Origin of the sequence: Desulfosarcina alkanivorans (assembly GCF_009688945.1) — a bacterium.
GTDB lineage: Bacteria > Desulfobacterota > Desulfobacteria > Desulfobacterales > Desulfosarcinaceae > Desulfosarcina > Desulfosarcina alkanivorans.
Genome location: NZ_AP021874.1, coordinates 7,069,426 through 7,093,925, shown reverse-complemented (window position 1 = coordinate 7,093,925; position 24,500 = coordinate 7,069,426). Strand labels below are relative to the sequence as shown.

Here is a 24,500-nt window from a genome sequence, read left to right as displayed (position 1 = left end):
TGATTTCATGATCTGTTCAGGATATTCCCGAAGATGATGGTGATTCGGGGTTGTATGTGTGTGGGGATTGTGTGGGGAAAATTGTCCAAAATCTGATAAAACGTCGATAATCGGTAAAAATATGGAATCGTATGATACGAATTATTTCAATATTTTATCGTAAATTGAGGAGGTTAGGAAACTCGAGGTCTCTGACTTCGAATCCGTAGGCCGCAGGTTCGAATCCTGCCGGGCGCGCCAAATATAATTATTTAAAAACAAAAGGTTGTAAGCAACGGTTTGCAGCCTTTTGTCGTTTTAGAAACCCTGTGTAACTTATATGTAACTTTTTTTGAGGCAATTTCAGGCATAATTTGGAAACTCTGGGATGAATTTTCCGGGCACTGGACACTCCGACATAGTGTGAGATGACACTCGGTTTGAAACAGTGTGATCTGGCACTCGGTTTGAAACCAGGCGGGATGGACCGGGATCGGGTGGGATCCAGTGGGATGTTGCGTGATGCCGGGGTCTTGCGTGGAATCTATTTACCGTTTTGGGTGATTCGACAAAATGAAACCAAAATGAGGTTTTTGGCGGGTTTCGGGTCGCAGCCGGAAAACTGGTCGATGTCTATTCTGACACTTTAAATAGGTGTGAAGGCCTGTTAAAAGGGGTTTAAAGCGTTTTTAAAGGCCTCATGGGATGGTCATCGGACAGGAAAAAGTGCGAAAAGGTGTGATCTGGCACTCGGTTTGAAACCAGGCGGGATGGGCCGGGATCGGGTGGGATTCAGTGGGATGTGCCATGATGTCGTTGGGTTGGTCGGGCTTGTGTGGCGTGGTGCCGTGGATCGGCAAAATGAAACCAAAATCGGTTTTTGGGGTGTTTTGTGGCCGGATTTAATGATGGTTGAGTGTCTATTTAAGGGTTCTTAAATAGACTTTGAGGCCTGTTATTCGGGCGCTTATTGATAATCTTATTACCGTCAGGTGATGGTCTCCTTGAAAAAAAAGTCCGGAAACGCGGGGAAATGGGTTCAAAACGGTGTGAAATTGAAAATATCCTATAAAATCAATATAAAAGGGTTTTAGCGTGAAAACCGAAAGTGGGAAATGAAATTTGGGGATTTTTGCTTCCTGAATTTCTTCCTTGCGCCTTCCTCACGTCCTGATAAAGTTTGCCTGCCAAGAGAATCTTTTCCAGAACAACTGACCTGAGATTAGAAAAATGGGCAAGACCCAGGGTGGAAGGTCTTACCCGAAATTGAAAAGCCGGAAGCGCCGTTAAGCTGTTCTATAATCCTTCCGCAATGGTGGAAGCCAGAAAAGAATCATTCCGATTGGGTGTGGTATAGTTTTTCTTTACTACGGGGCTATGTCGGTCAAAACAGTTCAGTCTTTACCGTTTTTATAGGAAAAACTTCCCTGCTGATTGCCGGTTAGTGCAATGCTATAGAGGCTTTTTAAGGTAGGTGGAAACCCTTGTTTATATTTTTTTGGACGTCTCTAACGATCATTAAAAGTTCAAAATATCAGAGAGATAAGATGTGCTGAAAACACTTGAATATTAGGATATTATGTGCCATATGAAAAATAGCACAAAATAAAACTTCCTTCACAATCCTAATTCAGCCTTAAATATGGCAGAAAATATTGATGCCTGATCCACGACTAAATTCTATTTTAGCTAATAACAACAGAATATCTGAAGAATTTTTATGCCAAATTAAATTGGCTATCAATTCTATTGGATATACTGACGATATGATAGACCAAAATGTCTCTTTTGTGTCAGAAGGAGGCGAACCGTTTTTTGCTGATTTGGTAATATATACAAGTCAATTTAGAAGAGATACCGATACCGCCGTAATATCATTCAAACTATCAAGTAATATTGAAAAAAGGGATTATCATTCTGATATTGCCCCTTTTTTTGCATTATCTACACCTATAGTTATTCTTGTAGAAGCTTTAGATAATGATTCAACAAAAGAACCAAACTTGAGGCCGGTTGGCTTAAAGAAAGGCTTCACCAAAAATCATTCAGACAAAACTGTCATTCCACTTTCAAGATTCCAGGATTATTTAAAACAACACCAAGAGCAATTTTCCCCACGGAAATTATTGTTATCTAAGTGGGAGCCTGAGCAACTTAGCTTATTCGACATACATCCTGATTTATTTAATGAAGCCATAAGAATTGCTAATAAAGAGTTAATCGAACGTTTCGAAAAAAGCGTTGGTCGAGTCATCGAAAACACCCCCAAACAACATAAAAGAAATGTAGTACAAGGGGCGATTGCACTAATCGGCGCAAGAATTCTTAGGGATAGGCTTAAAAAAGACTGGGATATAACCTCAGGAGCCCGTAATTTTTTGTCATATGCGGACCAGTACCTACCAGGCTACTTCCATGTTTCAATAGCAATCGCTGATAGGCTCGATCCGATCCTTACGAGGTTTTCTAATAGTTATGATCTTTCACAAGTAAGTATAGATATGGTAGGTCGTTTTTATGAAAAAGCCTTTGTTACAAGTGAACTAAGAAGAAATTGGGGAATTCATTATACTTCTTCTCTTTTGGCAAGGACACTATTGTCTCGAATGCCAATTGAGGAACTAAATCCTGACGATAGAGTACTTTGTGACCCCACATGCGGTTCGGGCAGCCTTCTATCGGCAGGCTATGAAAGACTTGCCGAATCGATTCTTTCAGAATCTCCAACGAGCGATTTTCATCAACAATTGGTTGGTTCGATTTTCGGAAACGATAAAGATAAATTTTCAAATGATGTCGCCAAAATGACATTAATGCTTTTTCATCCTCCTCATAGAAACAATTGGTTGATTACATCGTTAGATGCTGAGAGCGATTCATTTGGAAGAAGGTGGCTGCATAAAGCTTCACTGAAGCCTTCAATTGTAGTTGCAAATCCACCTTTTGGTGGAGTTGGAGGAATGAATGATCACCCAACAGTGCCCAGAGCACGAAACCAAAGAGACAGATCATCTAAAATACTTAACCACTGCATGGACATTGTAAAGCCAGGTGGACTTATAGGAATAATTTTAACAGAAACAATTTTAGACCAACAATTAGAAGAGCCAACAAGACATCGAATTTTAAAAAATTTTGAGATTTTAGAGCAATGGTCTGTCAAGCCTAATTGGTTTGATGGTGTTAGACGTCCAGCGTTAGCATGGGTTTTACGTAAAACACCACCAAGAGACAAGGTCTTTTTTATTTACTCCCTCTCTGATGTTCCTGCACCTGGGAAGAAATCCAAATGGAACGGAACTATCAAAATTAATAAAGATTCATTGCCTAAGAATCTTGTTCCATCAAAGTTTAATGAGATTTTATCTGACATTGAATCTAACGGTATCCCGGTTAAAAAACATTTTTTTATTTACAATGGATTGCAACCTCTAAAAAGCAAGATCATTAAAGAATACAGAAAAGACGAAAAATTTAACCTTCACCCTTGGACCGGAGGAAATATTTTAGGAACAACTCCGTTAACTGATTTGGTGAAGGAAAAGCAAGGCTATTTAGAGTTAAGAAAATGTAATTTTTTACCTTCAAGCCCTCGTACTAAACTTTGTAATGACCATTTAAATAAAAATGAACCTATGGTTTTGTTAAGGAAAACCAGAACCGATCCCTCTTATTTTCGGTGGAGTTCTGTTGCCTTGATTCAACCATTAACCAAAAATATGAAAAGCCTTGCACCTTCCGAAAGTTTCCATGTTGCTTTTTCTAATCAAGATAAAAATCCGTTAAAAGAACAATACTTATATTCATTGTGGGCAATTCTAAACCATCCGATTGCAAGTCTATGGTTCTATGAGCGAAAAAAGGTGCAAAATATAGCAACCAACGATTTTAGATCATTTCCGCTACCACTTTGTTCAACTGATGATGATTTTAAGAATTTATCTAAAAAAGCCAAGGAGTTCTTGGATTTTGGTAGGAAATTACGATATTCTTCAGTAGCACTTAAAGACGTTGAAAAAAATACTTTCTGTTCAATGATCCATGAAATAGATAATATAATTTATAAACTCTATAACATAACAAATTGTCAAAGGGAGGTAATTGAAGATTTTTTTCCATCTGAACAACGGCCGTTATTTAAAAAAATAATCAAAATCTCTACTCGTAATAATAAAGTAGAAAATGTTTCTTCCGAAAGGGAATTTAGTCGCTCTAATTTTTGGGAAACTACATTTGAAACGCTTCAATTAACGGGAAGTGAAAATAAAATAAAAATTATTATTGATGGCTTTGACTCTGGTGATAAAAATGAATCTGAAGGCATCTGGGTCCCCTTAACCCCTATAATCCCTGGATGGGCTAAAAAGGAAGGTGCCACCGGTTGGATTGAATTGGCTACAAACATCCCTCAACAAGTTATGCAAAACCCAGATCAGGCTATTCGTGCACTCCGTCCGCATAGAAATGCATATAAGTCTATTGAAGACATTGAAAATGATTTTTTGAATTTATTTAATGCTAACAACATCAAGCAGACAGCAGCTAATGAATAACGAAAAATTCATGGTGACTATCTTTGACGTTGGACAAGGTGATACGACCTTAATAAGAAATATTCCTAATAGCCATTCTGCATTAATTGACTTAAAATGTTGGCATTCTATAAAACCCCATATAATGGATCTTGGTGAGTTAAAGGTTCTTTTTATTACGCACTGGCATACAGATCACATTTCTGGGATATCTCATTTATTGAGTAGTATAGAAAAAAATACAATTGATAAATTGCCAATTTTTATTAATCCTAAATTCATAAAAAATAAAACTGCAAATAGTATAAAACGAGCGATACACGAAGCATTAGAAATGGGGATAATAAAATTAGTACCGGCTTATAGCGACCAAGATAATTGTGATATTGATATGCTTAATGCCAAATTTAAAATTATTTGGCCACCATATAGCAGATTTGTAGTAGATCCCGAAAAAGAAAACAATAATTCAATAGTTATTCGATTCGATACAAAAAATTTTAAAATCTTATTTGGTGGTGATGCCGGTGGTGAAGTCTGGCAATGTATGAACAAAAAGTGTATTAAGGCAAATGTATTGAAATATCCTCATCATGGAGCTAAGCTTTCCGAGAGAGAAGGTGGAATATGTGCTTCAGAATTCCTAACTGATGTGCAACCTAACTGGGTTATTATTTCTTGTAGCAAAAACAACAATTATGACCACCCTTCAGAGGAATTAAAAGAAGCCGAAAAGGAGTACAAGGATATTAAATTCCTATATACTTTTAATGGAAATATCGATATCAATATTGATGGGCCACACACTTCCGTGGGGTATGCTATTTGATTTTACTTATTTTTCTTTTCGGTTTATTCTTTGAAGGTTGACTAATAAGGTAATTTTTTTAAAAAAAATATTGCCTAAATATTTTTGGGAATCACACTCTATGACGATTTTTGAGATCTAATGTCACTTTGAAAAACTACTAAGAATTCGAATCTTCTTCGAATTAAAATCTCTGATCTACCCTCTGCACAGAATGAATTGAAATCCTTCCCTACAAGTGGAAATATGGACTGAATCAAAATCGCTGTGCAAAAAGACGCAGAATTGCACATTGTTGACGCTCGAAGATAGTCATGCCGATCCGTCGGTTACTATTTATGGTACATTGCACCTTACATTCCGCACCCGTGAGAATCGATTTTAGGAAATTTTTTATCGTTCAAAAATAACCACATAGGCGATTTAACATATTGTATTTACTGTAAAATAAAAATACCTAGACATTTCAACTAGTTGCTGGTACGTTACCCCCAATCTTGACAACAACAGTTCAAAGGAGGGGACATGCCACCGCTTGACACTGAAAGTTTGACCATCACCGAGGTCAGGCATCTGCCGATCGTCAAGGCTTATGCACAAAAAATCGGTCTGGTGGAGACCATCGACCGGATGGTCGGTTCTCAAATGGAATTGAGCCCCGGCATGGCTGTATTCGGCATGGTGCTCGACACCCTTTCGGGACGGACACCGCTTTACCGTCTGACCGAATTTTTTGAAGAAAAGGATACGGAGCTTCTCCTGGGCACCGCTATCGAACCGGAACGCTTTTGCGATACCAACTTGGGCCGGTCCATGGATCAGATTTTCGAGACCGGTACCCAGAAGGTGTTTTCTCAGATCGCGCAGAATGCATTGACAGTTTTTGCCGTCGATCCGCGACGACTGCATTTCGATACGACCTCCGTGAGTGTATTCGGCGATTACCATCTGGTTGATCCACCGTTTGAGATCACCTATGGTTACAGCAAGGACAAACGACCGGACCTCAAACAGTTTCTGGTATCGATGCTGTGTGTCGACCGCAACATCCCCATTTTGGGGACCACGACGGACGGCAACGCTTCGGACAAGACCTTGAACAACGAACTGCTGACCAATATCTCCGCATACATGGCCAGACACGGGCTTGAACCGGGCGCGTACGTCTATGTGGCCGACTCTGCATTTGTCACCGAGGACAATCTGAAGAAAGCCGACAGGCGTCAGACCTGGTTTCTGACCCGCCTGCCGGCGACCTACAAAGAGTGCGGCCGGATCATTCGTGAAGCCGTGGCCGCCGATGACTGGATCGACATCGGCCGCCTGGCCGAAGAACGCGACCGCCCCAATCGCTCAGTTGCCCGCTATCGGGCCTATGACGGCACCGTCGAGCTTTACGGAAAAACCTACCGGGCGATCGTCGTGCATTCCAGCGCGCATGACAAGCGGCGTCATAAACGCATCGATCGCATGTTGAAACAGGACCGCAAGCAGCTTGAAAAAGACTGCAAAAAGCTCGCGGACACCGTGTACTATTGTCAGGCCGATGCGCAGGTCGCGTTAGACAAACTGATTCGTCAATCCGCGTCCAGCTACCACCGGCTTCAAGCTGGTGTTGAAAAAATCCCCAAATACGGTCGCGGCCGGCCTGCGGCCGGTAAGCCCCGAAAGGTTTTGCGCTACGAATATCGCGTAACGGCGACGGTTGTGGAAGCCCCGCAAAAAGTGCAACCGCTCAGGGAAGAAGCCGGTTGCTTTGTCCTGTTGACGAATCTTTTGGACCAACAAGGCGACTGGTCCGCCCCGGAACTGCTCTCCCTTTACAAGAGCCAGATCGGCATCGAGAAGAACTTCAGCTTCCTGAAGGACCCGGCCATCGTAAACAGCATTTTTCTGAAAAAGGCCCAGCGGATCGAAGTGTTGGGCCTGGTATTGCTGATCTCCCTTTTGATCTGGCGTTTGATGGAGCGTTCCATGCGCCAGTATGTCGAGACCAATGACTGTGAGTTGCCCGGTTGGGTGCGACGCAAAACCAGAAAGCCGACCAGCTTTATGATGACGACCAAGTTCTCTTCAATCATGGTCGTTTCCATCGGGAACCACAGACAGTTGGCAAAACCATTGAAAGCTGTTCAGCTTGAGTATTTGAAAGCGCTTGGCGTCACAACTGACACATTCACAGCCCCATAAAGCGATGAAAAATAGTCGAATCGTTGCTGCTTGGGGTGCGGAATGTACGTTGCACAGGCACCCCACGGCCTGTTCGGATCGTACAAAGGACGGCTGCCATTATATATGGTGTGCCGTCCACAATCCCCTGGATGTCATCCAGAGACTTCCCCTCAAAAAAGCTTGGATCAATAGTAGCCGGGTATTCACCTTTAACCAGACAGTTGTCGATGATTCCGGTGTTGGTAATTACTGCATCGGCATACCCATCATGCACTTTGGGCCAACTCACGAATTTGTTATTGGATATGCCGAATTTGTCTGGAACGATGCGGTTTGCCCGGCCGCCAAGTTTTTTATCCGCTTGCCAGGCGGGGCCATATCTACTCCCGACAAGCGTTAGCTCCCCACCGCTTTTCTGCGTTCCTTACCAGAGCGGCGTTCCTCATCGGGATTGAAATCTGTAGAGTCTTGTCGACGACGTTCGCCATGGCGGCGATCATACATGGCAATCTTGAATTTTATAAAGTCTTTCACCTCTATCAAGGCGTCAGGCCTACCGGATATTAACACTTGCAGGTGAGCGGTTGAGAAAAATCGGCAGTTATTGTGAGAAAACTGCATCAGACATATTTGATGCCATCATTGAAAGCGCTCTGCAATATGTCGGCTTGTCAAAGAGCGACAGGGTGACAGCCTCAGCGTAACCCCGAAAGTTGAGTTATAATCCGAAAGCTCCAGGTTATGTGCATAAGACGGCGCCTTGTAATACGGCGGATCGCAATAAAAAAGGGTCCCGGGCTTGTCATACCTTCTAATAAAGTCATCCCAAGACAAGTGCTCAATACTAACCCCAACCAACCGCAGGTGAACCGCAGACAACTCCTCCTCCATGCGCAGCAGGTTGATCCGGGGATTGTGCATGGGCGCCGTGCCGAACACCCGGCCCTTGACCCGGCCCCCAAAACAAAGCCGCTGCAGGTAATAGTAGCGGGCCGCCCGTTGGATGTCGGTGAGCCCGCCGGCATCCTGCTGGCGCTTCCAGTCCTCGAACCACTCACGGGATGACAACAGCCATTTAAACTGCCTTAAAAACTCCTCCAAGTGGTTTTGAAGCACCCGGTAAAAAACGACCAGGTCGCTGTCCAGGTCGTTGATCACTTCGTATTTCGAGATGGTTTTTTTGAAGAACACCCAGGCCGCCAAGGTAAGATTTTTTTTGACTTAGTTTTTTGACCAATAAAGAAAAAAAGGGCTTACCAATTGTGCTGGTAAGCCCTTTTTTTCTTTATTGGCGCGCCCGGCAGGATTCGAACCTGCGGCCTACGGATTCGAAGTCCGGCGCTCTATCCAGCTGAGCTACGGGCGCGTATTTCCATGTTCGGCCAATGGTTTCGCATTGGTTGGCGACAAGCTGTATCTTCATTACCCACTTTCGGCCTAAATTTCAATTCATAGTTATAAAAACTGGTGAATCGCAGGAAAAGCCTTTTCAAACGAAGACTGATTGCCCCTTCTGACCAAAACGGTGTGGACAATGGCCGTTACGCGCTTACAATTACCCCTATCACAATGTGGCACACGTAAAATCAGAAAAAGATACAGGGAGAAGCACATGATAATAATTAAACAATTAACCCCATACCTGCTGATGGTTGGTGCTTTTGCGGTGCTGACCGTCTCTTCGGCCCATGCGGTCGAGATCCAGTGGTTCGGCCAGTCGGCATTCAAGATTACGACGCCGGGGGGCAAGGTGATCCTGATCGACCCCTTCATCACCAAAAACCCCAAAACGCCCGAAGCCCTAAAGGACCTGGCCAAACTGAAACAGGTGGACCTGATTCTGGTCACCCACGGTCACGGCGACCATGTGGGCGATACGGCGGCCATCTCCAAAACCTACGGGGCCAAGGTGGCCATGAACGCCGACATGGGCCATACCTTCGCCGCCCTGGGCTGGGTGCCTTACGAGCGTTTGATCCGCTTCAACAAAAGCGGCCCGATCACCCCGCTGGGTGAAGGCATTCGGATCACCATGGTGCACGCGGAGCACAGCTCGGAGGTGGTGCACACCGACCCTGCGAGCAAGGAAAAGACGGTTCACCCGGGCGGCGAGCCCTGCGGCTATATCATCCAGCTGGAAAACGGGTTTACCATCTACCATGCCGGCGATACGGGAGTGTTCGGAGACATGGCCTTTATCGGCGAATACTACCGGCCCGACCTCGCCCTGCTGCCCATCGGCGGCCATTTTACCATGGACCCTGACCATGCGGCCTTTGCTGTCCGGAATTATCTGAAATCGCCAAAGGTGGTCCCCATGCACTACGGAACCTTCGGACTGCTCAAAGGCACCCCTGACCAGCTCGAAAAAGGCCTGGCCGGGTCCTCCACCGAGGTCATCGACATGCAGCCGGGGGATGTGCGTACATTTTAACCGGAAGGCGATCTAAACAAAGAGGCCACTGCAACGGGGTACGCTGCAATGGCCTTTTGATTTTTATGGGGTGAGTGATGGGGCTTGAACCCACGACCCTCAGGGCCACAACCTGATGCTCTACCAACTGAGCTACACCCACCATAAGAATCATTTTTTCTACCAGATCACCTGCCCCATTTCAACCATAATTTCGATGACGCCTGAAAAAATTTCACATCGGGAGGGGCAACCGCCGACCGGCGGCCGGGAACCCCGGACCGGCGGATTTCATCATGATACCGGTGTATTCCCGCAGGTATTGACGGCTTCGTAAAAACGTCGCCTATCCGAAGGGTTCATAAAAAAGCCCTGATCAGGGTTTTCGAATCCCTAAGAATGCGAACTACTTACGCGATGCGGTAGTGACGGGGGATGAAGCGTAACGCAGCTATCGGTTTTTTTACCAACCCGACAGTATTGACCTGCTTTGCCTTCTAATATACCCTTACCTGGCATCCATCATCTCGCTAACCACCCGTTTGGAAAGAGGTAATATCTTGACCCAATTTCATATTTTCGTCATCAGGGCCATCCTGGGGGCGGGTTTTGCCGTCATCCTCTCCCGCATGTTCTACCCCGACGCCAACATCATCTACGTGGCCGGCCTGGGCATCATCCTGGTGGGGCTGGCCTATTTCGCCGAGTATCTTAGAAACCGTAAAAAATAAACCGGAAATGGCAATTTTGTCCGATATCTGCGTTATACTCGAAATTTTATCCTCGGAATATCAACACGATGCCTGCGGTAAAATTTCTCGCAAGCCTTGCTCTCGAACAAAATTCCTCATTTCTGGAAAACACCCAATCGCTCAATCGAGATATAACGAATAGAATAGATTCTGACCCTCTACCGGAGCGCATCGAACGTGAAACAGATTATTCTCGGCACCGCCGGGCACATTGACCACGGAAAGACCAGCCTGATCAAGGCCATCACCGGCACCAACACCGACCGGCTGAAGGAAGAACAGAAACGGGGCATCACCATTGAACTGGGCTTTGCCTCGCTGGACCTTCCCAGCGGGCGCCATCTGGGGATCGTGGACGTACCCGGCCATGAAAAATTCGTCAAGAACATGGTTGCCGGCGCCACGGGCATCGACATCGTCAGCATGGTCATCGCCGCCGACGAAGGGGTTATGCCCCAGACCCGGGAGCACATGGAAATCTGCTCCCTGCTGGGCGTCCGGCACGGCATGGTCGTGCTGACCAAAACCGACATGGTGGACGAGGAGTGGCTGGAACTGGTCACCGAGGACATCAGGGATTTCACCGTGGGCACCTTCCTGGAAGAATCTCCGATCGTACCGGTCTCTTCGGCTACCGGGGACGGCATTCCCCAGTTCATCGAGGCGCTGGACACCCTGAGCCAGGCGGTCCCCGAACGCACCACCACCGGTCTTTTCAGGCTTCCCGTAGACCGTGTCTTTTCCATGAAGGGCTTTGGCACCGTAATCACCGGCACCCTGGTTTCCGGCAAGGTCAGCGTCGGGGACCCCATCATCATCTATCCGGGCAAAACCACCTCCAAGGTCAGGGGCATCCAGGTTCACAACCAGAGCCGGGAATCGGCCGAGGCGGGCATGCGCACCGCCATCAACTTCCAGGGGCTGGAAAAGACCGCCATCAACCGCGGAGACATCCTGGCCCGCGAGAACACGCTGACGCCCAGCTATATGGTTGACCTGGAACTTCATTTTCTCTCGAGCAATAAAAAACCGATCAAAAACCGGACCCAGGTGCGCTTCCACACGGGCACCAGTGAAACCATGGGAAACCTGATCCTGCTGGACCGGGAAGATCTGGCTCCCGGAGACACCTGCGTGGCGCAGGTCCGTCTGGACGGGCCCGTCAGCCTGATTCGCGACGACCGTTTCGTGATCCGCAGCTACTCCCCGGTGCGGACCATCGGCGGCGGCAAGGTGCTCAACCCCATTGCGGGCAAACACAAACGGTTCCAGCAGGAGATCATCGACGGGCTGGTGGGCCTGATCGATGCCGCCCCCGACGGCATCATCGACTACCATGCCCGCATGGCCGGGCCGGCCGGGGTCAATTTCGCCCAGCTGCTCCTGATGACCAACCTGCCGGCCAAGGCGCTGGAGACCGCAATTGCCGCCATGCTCAGCAGCCAGACCATCCTGCTGGCGGACAAGGAGAACCGGACCTACATCCACCTGGCCGTCTTTGACGGGCTGAAGCAATTGAGCCAGGACGTTCTGGCGCAATACCACAGCAACAATCCCCTCAAACCGGGTATTTCCAAAGAGGAGTTGAAATCCAAATTCCCGCGCAACGCCGGCAGCAAACTGTTCACCCTGGTGCTCAACCGGATGATCAAGGACCGGCAGCTGGCGCTGGAAGACGATACGGTCCGGCTGGCGTCCCACACCGTGTCCCTGCAGGTGGACGAGAAGGCGCTCAAACAGCAGATCGTGGACACCTACCGGCAAAGCGGGCTGACACCGCCCTATTTCAGGGATATCGTCAAGCGCCTGGACGTGGATCCCAAACCGGCCAGGGGCGTCCTGGAACTTCTCGTCGGCGAGGGAGAGCTGGTCAAGGTCAAAGAGGACCTTTATTACGACCACGCCACCATTGAAAAACTGAAGGACGAACTGGTGGCCTACATCCTGAAAAACGGTGAGATCTCCACGCCGACCTTCAAGGATATGACTGGAGCTTCCCGTAAATATGTGATACCTCTGATAGAGTACTTTGATGCCACTCATGTCACCATTCGGGTAGGGGATATCCGACAACTCAGAAAACGCCAATAACGCCGGTGCCGGCAACGCCTGCCGGTGTTCCGAAACCCATCGAAGACGGAGCACAGCCATGGGAAACAACGCCAAGGGATTCGAATTCAGGAAGTTTGCAACACCGCGCATCATCGGCGGCATCGCCATCGTGATCATTGTCCTGTGGGCCCTTTCCATCATCTTCGGTTCATCCGGGGGATCGTCATCGCAACGCAGGGCGGAACAGCCGCACGATTCGGCCGAAGCGACATCGCCGGCCGGCGGCACCGGCAGTCACCAGACGGCCCAATCCGCGCGTCCATCCGCATCGGGTGCCGCCGCCACAGGACATGGGACGGGCACCGCCGCAGCGCCCGCAACCGCCGGCCACGGGGCCACGGCCGCTCACGGCACCACCGACGCCCATGGCACGCCGGTGGCCCGGGGAACGGCCGCCCGGAGCGTCCCGGGCGCACACGGCCAGGAAACCGCCGCCCATGGCACCGCTCAAACGGCGACCGCCCATCCGAAGGCGGCCCGCCAGCAGCAGCCGGCTGCGGCCGCCACCCATGACACACAGACCGGTTCCCACGGCACGGCCGCCGGCCCGTCGACGGCGGAGCAGGGCGCCGCCCCCGGGCACCCCATGCCGACCACGGTTACCAGCCCCGTGGTACACAAACCCAAGCCTAAAGGCGTCGCCTTTGTCGAAGCGACCATCAAACCCCTGCAATTTGAGCTGGAAGAACGCTGGTGGGGATGGCGTCCCAACGACATCATCGATCTCACCGACAACGTGAACAATTTTCAGATGGGCGTGCTGGAAGTGACCCGGCGTGCCACCGTGGCCCTGGCCGAACGCATTTCCAGGACCGGCACCACCGACGCCTTCGACGAGAACCTGGAACAGGCCATGAACTGGTTCATGGTCAAGGCCAGCAGTTACTGGTTCCCCTCGGCGGAATCGAAATACCGGGAAGGGCTCGAAGAACTGCAGGCCTACCTGGAAAAGCTCGAAATAGGCAATGCAACCTTCTACACCCGCACCGACAACCTGATCCCCCTGCTGGCCTCCTTTGAAGACCTTCTGGGCAGCTGCGACGAGAACCTGGTCAAAGAGGTCAATGAAGACGGCACCCCGGTCAGCCATTTTGCCGTGGACAACTACTTCTACTACACCCAGGGTGTGGCCAGTTCCATGGCCACGGTGCTGGAGGCGGTGCACCACGATTTTCTCATCACCCTGGAATCGCGCAACGCCACCGAACTGCTGCACCACGCCATCGTCTCCTGCGAACGGGCCGCGGCAATCGAGCCCTGGCTCGTTCTGGACCGCAACCTGAGCAGCATTTTTGCCAACCACAGGGCCAACATGGCGGCCCCCATCAGCCATGCCCGGTTTTACCTGGGGTTGCTCATCAAGACGCTGTCCACTTAGGGCTTGCGGAAACGGCATCTTTTGGCCCAGGCCACATATGGTCATATATCAGACAGGAGCGGTCCAAGCCGCGATCATGCCATTGCATCGCGGCTGGAAGCCGCTCCTACGAAAATCAACCCTGTTTTGATTAACGTTTCCTCAGGAGTCGCATTTCCGACGGGGTCGTAAAAATGAACTTATTTTTCGCGGGCCCTCACCAGCGCACCAATTAAAAACTTAACAGCTTCAACCTTCAGTCTACCTACCTGGAGTACCTGAGGTCAGCTGAGAAGTCTACCCACCACGCTCTCAAGAAAGCGCATGCCCTGTCGGGTCAGCCGGATCCGCCCCGGCGGCTGCTCGACCAGCCCCTCGCGGGCCAGCTGGGAGAGCTGCGGGGCAGCGTATTCGGAAAACGGCTCGTCAAACCGCGACCGGAACGCCGCCGTGTCGATCCCGTCGGTCTGCCTCAGCCCGAGATAGACAAATTCAATGATCTGCTGTTCGCGGGTAAGCGTTTCCCGGTCGGCCACGGGCCGTCGGCCGGCCTTCAGATCCGCCAGGTAGGTGTCCAGAGAGCGGTGGTTCCACCAGCGCGTGTTGTCCAGGAAACTGTGTGCGGCCGGGCCGAATCCCAGGTAGGGGGCGAAAGTCCAGTATTTGCGGTTGTGGCGGGAACGCCGGTCGGCGGCGTCTCCTCGGGCGCACCTGGCAAAGTTGGATATTTCGTACTGCCGGTAGCCATTGGCGTTCAGGTAGGCCGAGGTAAAGACGAACCAGTCCCCGACCGTCCCTTCGCCCAGCGGCTGGATATGGCCGTTTTCTACCCTGGCGGTCATTTCCGTCCCCGGTTCCATGGTGAGGGTGTAGCAGGAAAGGTGATCCGGCGCCAGCCCGACAACGCGGGCCAATACCTTTTCCCAGCGGTCCAGGGTCTGACCGGGAACCCCGTAGATCAGATCCAGGCCGACATTGTCGAAGCCGGCCTCCCGGGCCCAGCGGTAGGTGTCGATGCCTTTCCCGGCCGTGTGAATCCGTCCCAGAAAATTCAGGGTTCGATCATCGAGGGATTGAAGACCGATGTTGAGACGCCCGATACCGGCCTTGTGGTAGGCGGTCAACGTGCTCCTGGTCACCGTCCCCGGGTTGACCTCCAGGGTGGTCTCCGCATCGGGCGTCACCGGAAAACAGGCCCGGAGACCGTCCAGCACCCGCGCGACCTGCCCTGGCGCCAGCACCGATGGCGTCCCGCCGCCGAAATAGATGCTGTCGGCACGCGGCACTTTCCGCCGGTACAGCTGCAACTCGAGGAGCAACGCCTCGATATAGTCGGGGATCGACCGAGGGTCGGTGACGGAGTAAAAATCGCAGTAGGGACACTTGGCCCGGCAGAAGGGCACATGAATATACAGCCCGGCCGGCGGCGGGACGGGCGCCGGCCGGGCGATGTGGTCGCCGGGATCATCCGGGGGCGTGGTAATGGGCTGGTTCATGGTGCTCGCCTCTCGTCCTTCGCCTCTCGTCCTTCGCCTCTCGTCCTTCGTCTCTCGTCTCTGGTTGCCACAAAAAACCAGAAACCACAAACCGGGGCGTCAGCTGGCGCCCTGTCCCAGTTCCAGCCCCAGTTCCAGGGCCTGGTGGTTCATCTCCAGAAAACCCGACGGGATGCGCTGCTCCAGAACCTTCATGATCGACGCCGGCTGCACCAGGCCGGTCATCCCCACCACCGCCCCCAGCATGCAGATGTTGAACACGATCGGCTTGCCGATCCGGTCCATGACCGTCTCGTACATGGGCAGCTGACGCTGGCGGGCGTCCACCTTCAGCTGCGGCCGGACGAAACGCGTGTCCATGATCAAAAGACCTCCGGGGCGGATGATGTCGTAAAACGTGTTGTACGACTCCTGGGTCAGGCACACCAGCACGTTGGGCTGGATCACCTTGGGAAAGTTGATCTGGGTGTCAGAGATGATCACGTCGGAGCGCGTCGCGCCCCCGCGCGCCGCGGCACCGTAAGCCTGCGTCTGAACCGCCGTCAGATCTTCGTGAAGCACCGCCGACTCGGCAAGGATGATCGCCGCCGTGATCACCCCCTGGCCGCCAGACCCCGAAAATACCATTCTGCATCGTTCCATCTATCGTCCCCCCATGGCCCGCTCGATGATCCGGTTGTACTCGCTGCAGTACTCGGGCTTGTCCGTCTGTACGAATATACCCCGCTCGATCAGATCCGGGTTCTCCGCCTTTTTCTTCGAGCCGATGGGCACCGTCATCTCCTTCATGCGCGTCATCATGTCAACGGCGCTGCCCAGCCGGTTCTTGCGTCCGAAGTAGGTCGGGCACTGGCTCATCACCTCCACCACCGAAAACCCCTCGTGCAGCACCGCGCTGCGGATGATGTCCGCCATCTGCTGCACGTGGTAGGTCGTGGTGCGCGCAACGAACGTCGCACCGGCCGCCCGGGCCATCTCCACCACGTCGAAACCCTGGTCGATGTTGCTGTACGGCGCCGTCGTCGCCATCATCCCCGGGCCCGTCAGCGGACTGTACTGGCCCCCGGTCATCCCGTAGATGCGGTTGTTCATCACGATGGCCGTGATGTCGATGTTGCGCCGCGCCGCGTGGATGAAGTGGTTGCCACCGATGGACAGCGCGTCCCCGTCGCCCATGGGAACGATCACGTTCAGCTCCGGCTTGCTCAGCTTCACACCCGTGGCGAACGCCAGGGCCCGACCGTGGATCGTGTGCAGGGTGTGAAAATCCATGTACCCCGAAATGCGCGACGAGCAACCGATGCCCGACACCATCACGATCTCGTTGCGGCTCATCCCCAGCCGCTCCACCGCGCGGATCAGGCCGTTGAGGACGATCCCGTGACCGCAGCCCGGACACCACAGGTGGGGAAAAAACCGCTCCCGGATATAGTCGTTGACTGCCATCTTAGACCCCCTTGCCCTTGATCAGGCGAAGTATGTTCTTGATGTCCGTGGGCGTGATGAACGCGCCGTCGATTCGGTTGGCCAGAAACACCCGCTCCGGGTGGTCCACCGTGGTCTTGACCATCTGGCACACCTGCCCCATGTTCATCTCCACCACCACCGTGGTCCTGGCCGCGTTGCAGTACTGGCGGATGACCTCCGCCGGAAACGGCCACAGCGTCTGCAGTTCCAGAAGGCCGATCTTCTCTCCGCGCGGCCGCAGGCTCTCCACGATGTGCAGCGCACTGCGCGCTGACGAACCGAACGACACCAGCACCGTCTCCGCGTCCTCCAGGTAAAACGTCTTGTAGCGCGCCATCTGGGCCGCGTTGTTCTCGATCTTGTCCACCAGGTGACGCAGCAGCCCGTGAACGATCTTGGGGTTGTCCGACGGAAACCCCCACATGTCGTGCACCAGCCCGGTCACGTTGTAGCGGTGAACCCCGCCGAAGTCGCTCATGGGCAGCCGCCCGTCTTCGCGCGGCAGGTAGGGATGGTAGTCCACCCCCCCCTTGACCGCCGTGCGCAGCCGCTCCACCAGCGGGATCTCCCCCGGCTCCGGGATCTCAAGCCGCTCGCGCATGTGGCCCACCACCTCGTCGAACAGCAGCACCACCGGCGTGCGGAAGGTCTCGGCGATGTTGAAGGCCTCGACCGTCATGGCGAACACGTCCTGGTGGTTCGACGCCGTCAGCGCAACGATGCTGTGGTCCCCGTGGGTCCCCCAGCGCGCCTGCATCACGTCACCCTGGCTCACGTGGGTCGGCACCCCCGTCGACGGACCCCCGCGCTGGACGTTCACGATCACGCACGGAATCTCCGCCATCACCGCGTACCCCAGCGCCTCCTGCTTGAGCGAAAACCCAGGCCCCGACGTGGCCGTCAGCACCTTGTGCCCGGTCAAAGACGCGCCGATGACCGCGCACATGGAGGCGATCTCGTCCTCCATCTGGATGAACTTGCCGCCGATCTGCGGCAGCCGTTTCGATAAATGCTCGGCAATCTCCGTCGACGGCGTGATCGGGTAGCCGGCGAAAAAATCCAGCCCCGCGTAAAGCGCCCCTTCCACGCAGGCCTGGTTGCCCTGGATGAATTTAATCTGTCTGGTCATGGCTTTGCCTCTGTTGCCTGGTTTCTCAGTAATGTCTGGTAAACCGTTGGTTTGCAGTGCCTGAATTCAGGAGGCAGAATCCAGAATTCAGAAGGAAAGGATGTCGCCTTCGGCGGCACCGATTTATTCTGACTTCTGACTCCCGGCTTCTGGCTTCTGATCCGCCACCGTCACCTCGATGGCCAGGTCCGGGCAGCGCAGTTCGCACAGCCGGCAGGCGATGCAGTCCTCAATACGCACCGCCACCGCCTTGTCCTGAGCGTCCAGTTCCAGTACCGACTTCGGGCAGAACGCCACGCAGATCCCGCAGCACTTGCACCAGTCCCGGTTGATCCGGTGTTCCTTCAACTTTGTTTTTGGCATGTGTCTTCCCCTGTGGTTGACGGCGTCGTGAGAAGGCGCTCTATACTCGGTCTCGTTTGCGGGTTCCGGCAGGATAGCGATGAATGGCATCTCATGGATGAATACTATCTTTGGATGTTTGGCGCAAGCCATGTCCCCGAGCAGGGACGATACATCGCGCGACGAGTTCCACGGGATGCAGCACCGGCCGGGAGCCCAGCTGCGCCATCTGCATCTCGCAGGTGGGGCAGTCGGTCACGGCCGCATCGGCGCCGGAAGCGTCGAGCAGGTCCATCAAATGGCTGCCGATGATACGGCTCAGACCATCATTTCTGGCCGCCAGGCCCCAGGTGCCGGCCATGCCGCAGCAATGGCTGTCCAGGGCGGTCACGTCGGTTCCCGGCAGGGCATCGAGCATCGCGATCGTGCTGCCAGGTTCCGCCTGAACCTTGAGGTGACAGGGTTGGTGGTAGGCCACGGTGGCCTGCCGCGCTGCGACCCTGTCCGCCCGCAGGTATCGGCGGATCAGCCGGCTGGCGTGGATCACCTTGCCCGACACCCGGCGGATGCGCGGCCCGTCCATCAGACAGGACCATTCGTCCATCAGGGCCAGCCCGCACGACGAACAGGTGACCACGATGTGATCCACCCGGTCGAGCAGGTGTCGCCACCGGTCCAGGTTCCGGCGGACCTTTTCCCTGGCTGCATCGACCCGGCCTTTGGTCAGCAGCGGCAGCCCGCAGCAATGCTGGGGCGGTGTGTGAACCGTCATCCCCAGCCGCGTCAGCGTGCGGATCAATGCGGTGCCGATGGCCGGCCGGATATAGCCGGCATAGCAGCCTGAAAAATATAGCACCTGCAGCCGCCCCCCACCGGCCACCGGATCGACCTGCCGGAACAGGGACCGACGGGCAACGGGGACGAATGGCCGGCGGCGGCTGATGCCGGTAATCCCCTCACCCGCCCGCCGGAAAAGCTTCAGGTCCATGACCGGCTTGAGCCATCCGGAAAGCCTGCCGCCGTATCGCCCCAGTGTTTCCACGGAGGACACCAGCCGGCCGTGGACCGAGGGGCCGAAACGCTTCACGTAACGGGCCCGGGCCTCCAGGGCCATCTTGGGGATATCCACGTGGGAAGGGCATTCCAGGCGGCAGCTGCCGCAGCCCACGCACAGGTCCATGACCTCCTGAAAGGCTTTTTCATAAAGGGCGGCATCGTCCAGCACGCCGCTGATCAGGGCCCGGAGCACGTTGGCCTTGGCCTTGGGGGAGGCCGCTTCCCGGCGGGTGAATTTATAGATCGGGCACATGCGTGTGGCCGTGGTCACCGTGGTGCATTTGGTGCAGCCGTGGCAGCGTTCGATCTCGTCGTACCATCCGCCCTCCCAGTTGAGCTGCGGGGGACCCGATTCCATGCGCCGGTATCCGGCCCCGTAGCGAAGGTGGCGCATCATCTGGTCCGGCGTCGATGCGGTCTTGATCGCGGGGTTCATCAGGCCATGGGGATCGAGCAGCTGCCGGACCTGTTGGAACAGGGGAAAAATCGTCCTGTACTGGCGCTGAACGTAGGTGCTGCGCAGCCGGCCGTCCCCGTGCTCCCCGGAGACCACGCCCCCCAGGCCGTTGACCAGGTCAAACACGCCATCGGCCAGGGGCTTGAGAAGATCGATGTCCGCCGGATCCTTGAGGTTCAGCAGGGGACGGGTATGCAGCAGCCCCTTGGCAATGTGGCCGTAGACCACAAACTGCACCCCATGTCTGTTGAGAAGATCATAGATGCCCGTGAAATATTCCACCAGCCGATCCGTGGGCACCGCCGCGTCTTCGATGAGCGCCAGGATCTTCTTTTCGCCCTTGAGCTTGTACAGGATCGGCACGGCGGCCTTGCGCACCGCCCAGAAACGCGCCTTCTCGTCCGCGGAAACCGCCAGGTAAGCCCTGTCGGAGAGGTCCTGCTCGCCCAGCAGCTCCCGGACCTGGCGGCAGCGGGCTTCGGTCTCCTGCGGGTCGTCGCCGTCGAACGCCACCAGGAGCACGTTGTCGATCCCGGCGGGGATCCGCTCCCGCAGCACCGGGTCACTGCTCCTGGCCAGCGCCAGCAGGGATTTGTCCATCACCTCGATGCCCGCCGGCCCCATGGGCAGAATCGCCTGAACCGCCAGGGCGGCCTTGTCGATGGCATCGAAGTACGCCACCACCAGGCTGTCATGGGCCGGCCGATCCAGCAGCCGGAAGGTCAGCCGGGTGGCGATCCCCAGGGTGCCTTCGGCGCCGGCGAAAAGTTTATGCAGGTAAAGCCGGTCGTTTTGCACCATGTTGCGCAGGTTGTAGCCGGCCACATTGTATCGCACCGACGGGTAGGCCCGTTCGATGGCCTCCCGGTTCTCCCGGTAGAGATCGGCCAGCGCGCCAAAGGGCGCAGCGAGGGCTGATGTTTCCACGGCGGACAGCCCGGACAGGGTAAAGATGTCTCCGGTGGCGCGCACCACCTCGGCATCCAGCAGGTAGTCGGAGACATTGCCGTATTTGACCGAATGGGCACCCGAGGCATTGGTGCCCACCATGCCGCCGAAACTGGCGTATTCCCCGCTGGAGGGATCCGGCGGAAAGAACAATCCCCGGCCCTTCAGGGCCTGCGCCAGCTCGCCGAAGCGGTAGCCGGGCTCGCAGGAAAAGGTCCGGGAGGCCTCATCGATGTGAATCAGGCGATTCATGTAGCGGGTGAAATCGACGACAATGCCGCTGCCCAGGGCCGACCCGCACAGGCCGCTGCCCGCGCCCCGCGGATGCACGGAAAGACCGTGCTGCCGGGCAAAGGCGACCGTCTCGACCACATCACCGGTGTGCCTCGGGTAGACCACCGCCGCCGGCTCCCGGGAAAAGATGCTGCCGTCGGTGGCCAGCAGGATGCGGTCGATCGGCCCCCGGGCGACATCGCCGGAAACGCGGCCGATCAGCTGTTCAAAGGGTGGGGTCGTCATGTCTGTGCCCTCGTCGACGGTTCGGGATAAACGGATGGGTCATCGTCTCACCAGCAGGCTGGCATTGGGAATCACGGCCAGGGAGCCGCGGCACCGGGCGACCCTGTGCGCGGCCGAGCGGGCGTCGCTTTTGTCGGCACCCATGGTCCGGCACACTTCGGGTGGCAGGTCGGTCACCAGGAGAATGCGTATCCGCCGGGCTTTTTCCATCATCGCCAGGGCCGTTCCGCCGTTTCCCCGATAGGCGCTGGAGAGGTGATCGAAGGCGGCGTCCCACCCGCCCATGTCGAACCAGGGCAGAAAGGTCTCGGAGCCGATGCCGTCCCGGCAGCGGGCGAAAAGAATCAGGGTGCCGTGATCGTTAACGAAGGCGGCGGCATGGTGCAGGGCCTTGTGGGCCTGGATGAAGTTGATGTCCTTGGGGTGCCCGCCGCAGGAGGCGACCACCGTGTCGTAACCGCCGGCGGTGCCGGTCTCGCAGTTCCGCCCGTGGCATTGGCAGGCCTGCCGGAAGTGCGGCACGCCGCGCCCCGCCATCAGACGGCAGACCACGCCCTGGCTGTTCAGGATGCCGTGAACGGCGATGTCGGCCGGACGGTGTGCTTCGATCTCGGCCAGGTCCTCGGCCAGGGGGTTGCCGTCCAGCCGCCCCGGCCGGCATCCCGGGGCAAGGGTCCGCTGCTGCCGGTCCAGGAACAGGCCGTGGTTGTGGTAGATGTCCGCCCGGTATCCCAGGCCCGGGAAGATCAGTTTGCGCCCGCCGCCGAAACCGGCGAAGTAGTGGTGGGATACGGCGCCGACGGTGATCAGGCGGTCAGCCTCGAGGATGTCCCGGCGAAGGCGAACGGGCGTGCCGCGGGAGGTGCGGCCCAGGTCCGTGAAAAGGGACGCGTCCGTGCAATCGTGCTGGACGAACCGGCAGCGTGAAAACACCTCCCCGTATGCATGGCGGCTCTCGGCATCGCTTTGGGCCGGATGGGTGCCGTAGGCAATGTAAACGGTGGTATCCGCAGGCTTCGCACCATGGGCGCCGAGGCGATCCAGCAGCACCGGCAGGTACCGGTTGTAAGCGCACAGCCGGGTCTTGTCCGCCACCACCACGGCCACCCGGCAACCGCCGGGGGGCTGTGAGGCCAGCAGGCCGTCCATGTCCGCGGCAAAACCGGCCGCCGAGACCGTTTTTTCCGGTTCCCGAATGTTCAGCACATCCGCAGCCGCCGGCAATGGCAGCCGAAACCGGTTCCGGCCGATTTTCAGTTCAATGGTCTTTTTCATGGTCCGCTGCCGGGCACCCCCGGCCACTTTGCATTGCCGCCGCGACACAGGGCGGTTCAGGGATTTATACCCCTTTGGCGCCGTGATGTTAAGCTTAATTTATTCGATTTTCGCCTGCTGGCGGCTGCCTGCACGGCTGGCGGACCGGCAGGCCGGATCAGGGGAAAGGGGGGCGGGACCGGCTGGCGGTGTTGACAGAAGTTGCGCTTTGGGCTTTAAGTCACACCCAAGGCACCCGCCCTGCAGCCGCCAGGCGGCCGGCGGCACCCCCATTGGAGTGTTGTATGCACCTGAAAAAAATAAGCATCGCCCGGGACCGATTTCCGACCGCCGAGGCATACCCGTTCAATCTGCCCGTCGTCCGGCACACGACGGCCATCGATCTGCCCACGCCGGTGACCGTATTCACCGGCGAGAACGGCACCGGCAAATCGACCCTGCTCAAGGCCATCTGCCGCCGGTGCAACATCCACATCTGGGAAGGCATGCACCGGGCCAGGTACAAGGCCAGCCGGTATGAAAACATGCTGCATCTTTCCATGGACGTCGAATGGACCGATGGACCGGTGCCCGGGTCTTTTTTCTCTCCCGAACTGTTCCGAAACTTTTCCCAACTGGTCGATGAATGGGCCTCCGGCAACCCGGACCTGCTCGGCTATTTCGGCGGCCAATCCCTGGTCACCCAGTCCCACGGGCAATCCTGCATGGCCTATTTCCAATCCATCTACCGGGTCAAGGGGCTTCACTTTCTCGATGAACCGGAAGCCGCCCTGTCGCCGCAGACCCAGCTTCACCTGCTGGACGTATTGACCGCAGCCAGTGCCGCCGGCCACGCCCAGTTCATCATCTCCACCCATTCACCCATCCTGATGAGCTGCCCGAATGCGTCGGTCCTGGATTTCAATCACCTGTCCATCAGGCAAACGGCCTACGAACAGACCCGGCACTATAAAATCTACAGGGACTTTTTCGACCATGGCGCCTGATTCAGCCGTCACCATCCAGACGGGTTATCTGCCCGGAGCCATCGGCCGGATCGCCGAACTGCACGCCAGCTATTATGCGAGGCATTGGGGTTTCGGCCTGTTTTTCGAAGCCAAGGTCGCCACCGAACTGTCCGCCTTTCTCGAGACCCATGATCCCCGGCGGGATGCCCTGTGGACCGCCAGCGTCAGGGGCCGCGTGGAAGGGGGGGTGGCCATCGACGGCGCCCGCGCCCCCCAAAGGGGCGCCCACCTGCGATGGTTCATCCTTTCCGACGCCCTGCGTGGAAAAGGCGTAGGCCGGCAGCTGGTCTCCCGTGCCGTGGATTTTTGCGTCGCCAGAAAATATCCGGCCATCTTCCTGTGGACATTTGAGGGGCTCGATGCCGCCCGGCACCTGTATGAAAGCGTCGGGTTCCGCCTGACGTGCCAGCAAAAAGGCGCCCAGTGGGGCACCGAGGTCAACGAACAGCGGTTTGAATGCCGGCTGGCGACCGATTCCTGAAACGGACCACCTCACACCGCCACCTCATCGCCCGTCACCATGGGCGCTTCCGCCGCAGCCCGGCCCGTCTTTCCGGGCCACCTCCCCGTTTTCCACACCATGCCCGGCAGTCGTTTCTTTTAAATCTATAATTACTGTAATTACTATAATTAATATACCAATATAACCCAATTATGGTTCTGTTATTTTGTTTATTTT

General features: G+C 54.8%; 17 protein-coding genes and 2 tRNA genes. 9 read left to right on the top strand and 10 right to left on the bottom strand.

Features of this window, described 5'->3' with window-relative positions:
* Positions 1 to 1,637 precede the first annotated feature (1,637 nt).
* From DSCA_RS30815 to DSCA_RS30805, 3 genes are all read left to right on the top strand, one after another.
* On the top strand, positions 1,638 to 4,532 hold the full coding sequence (locus DSCA_RS30815) for an N-6 DNA methylase (protein ID WP_155320066.1): 2,895 nt from the start codon (positions 1,638 to 1,640) through the stop codon (positions 4,530 to 4,532).
* On the top strand, positions 4,525 to 5,340 hold the full coding sequence (locus DSCA_RS30810; protein WP_155320065.1) for a ComEC/Rec2 family competence protein: 816 nt from the start codon (positions 4,525 to 4,527) through the stop codon (positions 5,338 to 5,340). The genes DSCA_RS30815 and DSCA_RS30810 overlap by 8 nt, the downstream gene beginning before the upstream one ends.
* A 504-nt stretch (positions 5,341 to 5,844) precedes the next feature.
* Positions 5,845 to 7,509, top strand: coding sequence for an IS1634 family transposase (locus DSCA_RS30805; protein ID WP_155315006.1), 1,665 nt, complete (start codon positions 5,845 to 5,847; stop codon positions 7,507 to 7,509).
* A gap of 621 nt (positions 7,510 to 8,130) precedes the next feature.
* Here the strand turns inward: DSCA_RS30805 and DSCA_RS30800 are convergent.
* On the bottom strand, positions 8,131 to 8,682 hold the full coding sequence (locus DSCA_RS30800; RefSeq protein WP_197904697.1) for a DNA adenine methylase: 552 nt from the start codon (positions 8,680 to 8,682) through the stop codon (positions 8,131 to 8,133).
* A 98-nt stretch (positions 8,683 to 8,780) separates the two neighbouring features.
* A tRNA-Arg gene (locus DSCA_RS30795) sits at positions 8,781 to 8,857 on the bottom strand.
* A gap of 246 nt (positions 8,858 to 9,103) precedes the next feature.
* On the opposite strand from DSCA_RS30795, the gene DSCA_RS30790 reads away from it, so the two are divergent.
* Positions 9,104 to 9,925, top strand: coding sequence for a metal-dependent hydrolase (locus DSCA_RS30790; RefSeq protein ID WP_167528029.1), 822 nt, complete (start codon positions 9,104 to 9,106; stop codon positions 9,923 to 9,925).
* A 66-nt stretch (positions 9,926 to 9,991) separates the two neighbouring features.
* Here DSCA_RS30790 and DSCA_RS30785 read toward each other — a convergent pair.
* Positions 9,992 to 10,067 (bottom strand) — tRNA-His (locus DSCA_RS30785).
* A 397-nt stretch (positions 10,068 to 10,464) separates the two neighbouring features.
* Between DSCA_RS30785 and DSCA_RS30780 the strand changes: the two genes are divergently transcribed.
* From DSCA_RS30780 to DSCA_RS30770, 3 genes are all read left to right on the top strand, one after another.
* A complete protein-coding gene (locus DSCA_RS30780; RefSeq protein WP_231716324.1) occupies positions 10,465 to 10,635 on the top strand; it encodes a hypothetical protein in 171 nt (56 codons plus the stop codon).
* Positions 10,636 to 10,833: 198 nt separating this feature from the next.
* The gene (selB, locus tag DSCA_RS30775; RefSeq protein ID WP_155320061.1) at positions 10,834 to 12,747 is read left to right on the top strand and encodes a selenocysteine-specific translation elongation factor; all 1,914 of its coding nucleotides are present in this window, start codon (positions 10,834 to 10,836) and stop codon (positions 12,745 to 12,747) included.
* A gap of 58 nt (positions 12,748 to 12,805) precedes the next feature.
* On the top strand, positions 12,806 to 14,146 hold the full coding sequence (locus tag DSCA_RS30770; protein ID WP_155320060.1) for a DUF2333 family protein: 1,341 nt from the start codon (positions 12,806 to 12,808) through the stop codon (positions 14,144 to 14,146).
* Positions 14,147 to 14,409: 263 nt separating this feature from the next.
* Here DSCA_RS30770 and hemW read toward each other — a convergent pair whose 3' ends face one another.
* From hemW to DSCA_RS30735, 7 genes are all read right to left on the bottom strand, one after another.
* Complete coding sequence (gene hemW, locus DSCA_RS30765; protein ID WP_155320059.1) at positions 14,410 to 15,621, bottom strand: radical SAM family heme chaperone HemW; 1,212 nt, start codon at positions 15,619 to 15,621, stop codon at positions 14,410 to 14,412.
* Positions 15,622 to 15,720: 99 nt separating this feature from the next.
* Positions 15,721 to 16,263 (bottom strand): 2-oxoacid:acceptor oxidoreductase family protein, encoded by a 543-nt coding sequence (locus DSCA_RS30760; RefSeq protein WP_155320058.1) that lies wholly within the window; start codon positions 16,261 to 16,263, stop codon positions 15,721 to 15,723.
* Positions 16,264 to 17,067: a 2-oxoacid:ferredoxin oxidoreductase subunit beta gene (locus tag DSCA_RS30755; protein ID WP_155316627.1), complete on the bottom strand. Its 804-nt coding sequence runs from the start codon at positions 17,065 to 17,067 to the stop codon at positions 16,264 to 16,266.
* A 1-nt stretch (position 17,068) separates the two neighbouring features.
* A complete protein-coding gene (locus DSCA_RS30750) occupies positions 17,069 to 18,217 on the bottom strand; it encodes a 2-oxoacid:acceptor oxidoreductase subunit alpha (RefSeq protein WP_155316640.1) in 1,149 nt (382 codons plus the stop codon).
* A gap of 123 nt (positions 18,218 to 18,340) precedes the next feature.
* On the bottom strand, positions 18,341 to 18,580 hold the full coding sequence (locus DSCA_RS30745; protein ID WP_155320057.1) for a 4Fe-4S dicluster domain-containing protein: 240 nt from the start codon (positions 18,578 to 18,580) through the stop codon (positions 18,341 to 18,343).
* Positions 18,581 to 18,671: 91 nt separating this feature from the next.
* A complete protein-coding gene (locus tag DSCA_RS30740; protein ID WP_155320056.1) occupies positions 18,672 to 21,539 on the bottom strand; it encodes an FAD-binding and (Fe-S)-binding domain-containing protein in 2,868 nt (955 codons plus the stop codon).
* 39 nt (positions 21,540 to 21,578) lie between these two features.
* Positions 21,579 to 22,814: a lactate racemase domain-containing protein gene (locus DSCA_RS30735; RefSeq protein WP_155320055.1), complete on the bottom strand. Its 1,236-nt coding sequence runs from the start codon at positions 22,812 to 22,814 to the stop codon at positions 21,579 to 21,581.
* 284 nt (positions 22,815 to 23,098) lie between these two features.
* Here DSCA_RS30735 and DSCA_RS30730 point away from each other — a divergent pair, with 284 nt between their 5' ends.
* Positions 23,099 to 23,800 (top strand): AAA family ATPase, encoded by a 702-nt coding sequence (locus DSCA_RS30730; RefSeq protein ID WP_155320054.1) that lies wholly within the window; start codon positions 23,099 to 23,101, stop codon positions 23,798 to 23,800.
* A complete protein-coding gene (locus DSCA_RS30725) occupies positions 23,790 to 24,302 on the top strand; it encodes a GNAT family N-acetyltransferase (protein ID WP_155320053.1) in 513 nt (170 codons plus the stop codon). Before DSCA_RS30730 ends, DSCA_RS30725 begins: the two co-directional genes overlap by 11 nt.
* Positions 24,303 to 24,500 lie beyond the last annotated feature (198 nt).

Coding starts and splice junctions, on each gene's coding strand:
- DSCA_RS30730 (WP_155320054.1), top strand. CDS start 23,099: ATGCACCTGAAAAAAATAAGCATCGCCCGGGACCGATTTCCGACCGCC.
- DSCA_RS30810 (WP_155320065.1), top strand. CDS start 4,525: ATGAATAACGAAAAATTCATGGTGACTATCTTTGACGTTGGACAAGGT.
- DSCA_RS30735 (WP_155320055.1), bottom strand. CDS start 22,814: ATGAAAAAGACCATTGAACTGAAAATCGGCCGGAACCGGTTTCGGCTG.
- hemW (WP_155320059.1), bottom strand. CDS start 15,621: ATGAACCAGCCCATTACCACGCCCCCGGATGATCCCGGCGACCACATC.
- DSCA_RS30725 (WP_155320053.1), top strand. CDS start 23,790: ATGGCGCCTGATTCAGCCGTCACCATCCAGACGGGTTATCTGCCCGGA.
- DSCA_RS30745 (WP_155320057.1), bottom strand. CDS start 18,580: ATGCCAAAAACAAAGTTGAAGGAACACCGGATCAACCGGGACTGGTGC.
- DSCA_RS30760 (WP_155320058.1), bottom strand. CDS start 16,263: ATGGAACGATGCAGAATGGTATTTTCGGGGTCTGGCGGCCAGGGGGTG.
- DSCA_RS30750 (WP_155316640.1), bottom strand. CDS start 18,217: ATGACCAGACAGATTAAATTCATCCAGGGCAACCAGGCCTGCGTGGAA.
- DSCA_RS30770 (WP_155320060.1), top strand. CDS start 12,806: ATGGGAAACAACGCCAAGGGATTCGAATTCAGGAAGTTTGCAACACCG.
- DSCA_RS30805 (WP_155315006.1), top strand. CDS start 5,845: ATGCCACCGCTTGACACTGAAAGTTTGACCATCACCGAGGTCAGGCAT.
- DSCA_RS30815 (WP_155320066.1), top strand. CDS start 1,638: ATGCCTGATCCACGACTAAATTCTATTTTAGCTAATAACAACAGAATA.
- DSCA_RS30790 (WP_167528029.1), top strand. CDS start 9,104: ATGATAATAATTAAACAATTAACCCCATACCTGCTGATGGTTGGTGCT.
- DSCA_RS30740 (WP_155320056.1), bottom strand. CDS start 21,539: ATGACGACCCCACCCTTTGAACAGCTGATCGGCCGCGTTTCCGGCGAT.
- DSCA_RS30755 (WP_155316627.1), bottom strand. CDS start 17,067: ATGGCAGTCAACGACTATATCCGGGAGCGGTTTTTTCCCCACCTGTGG.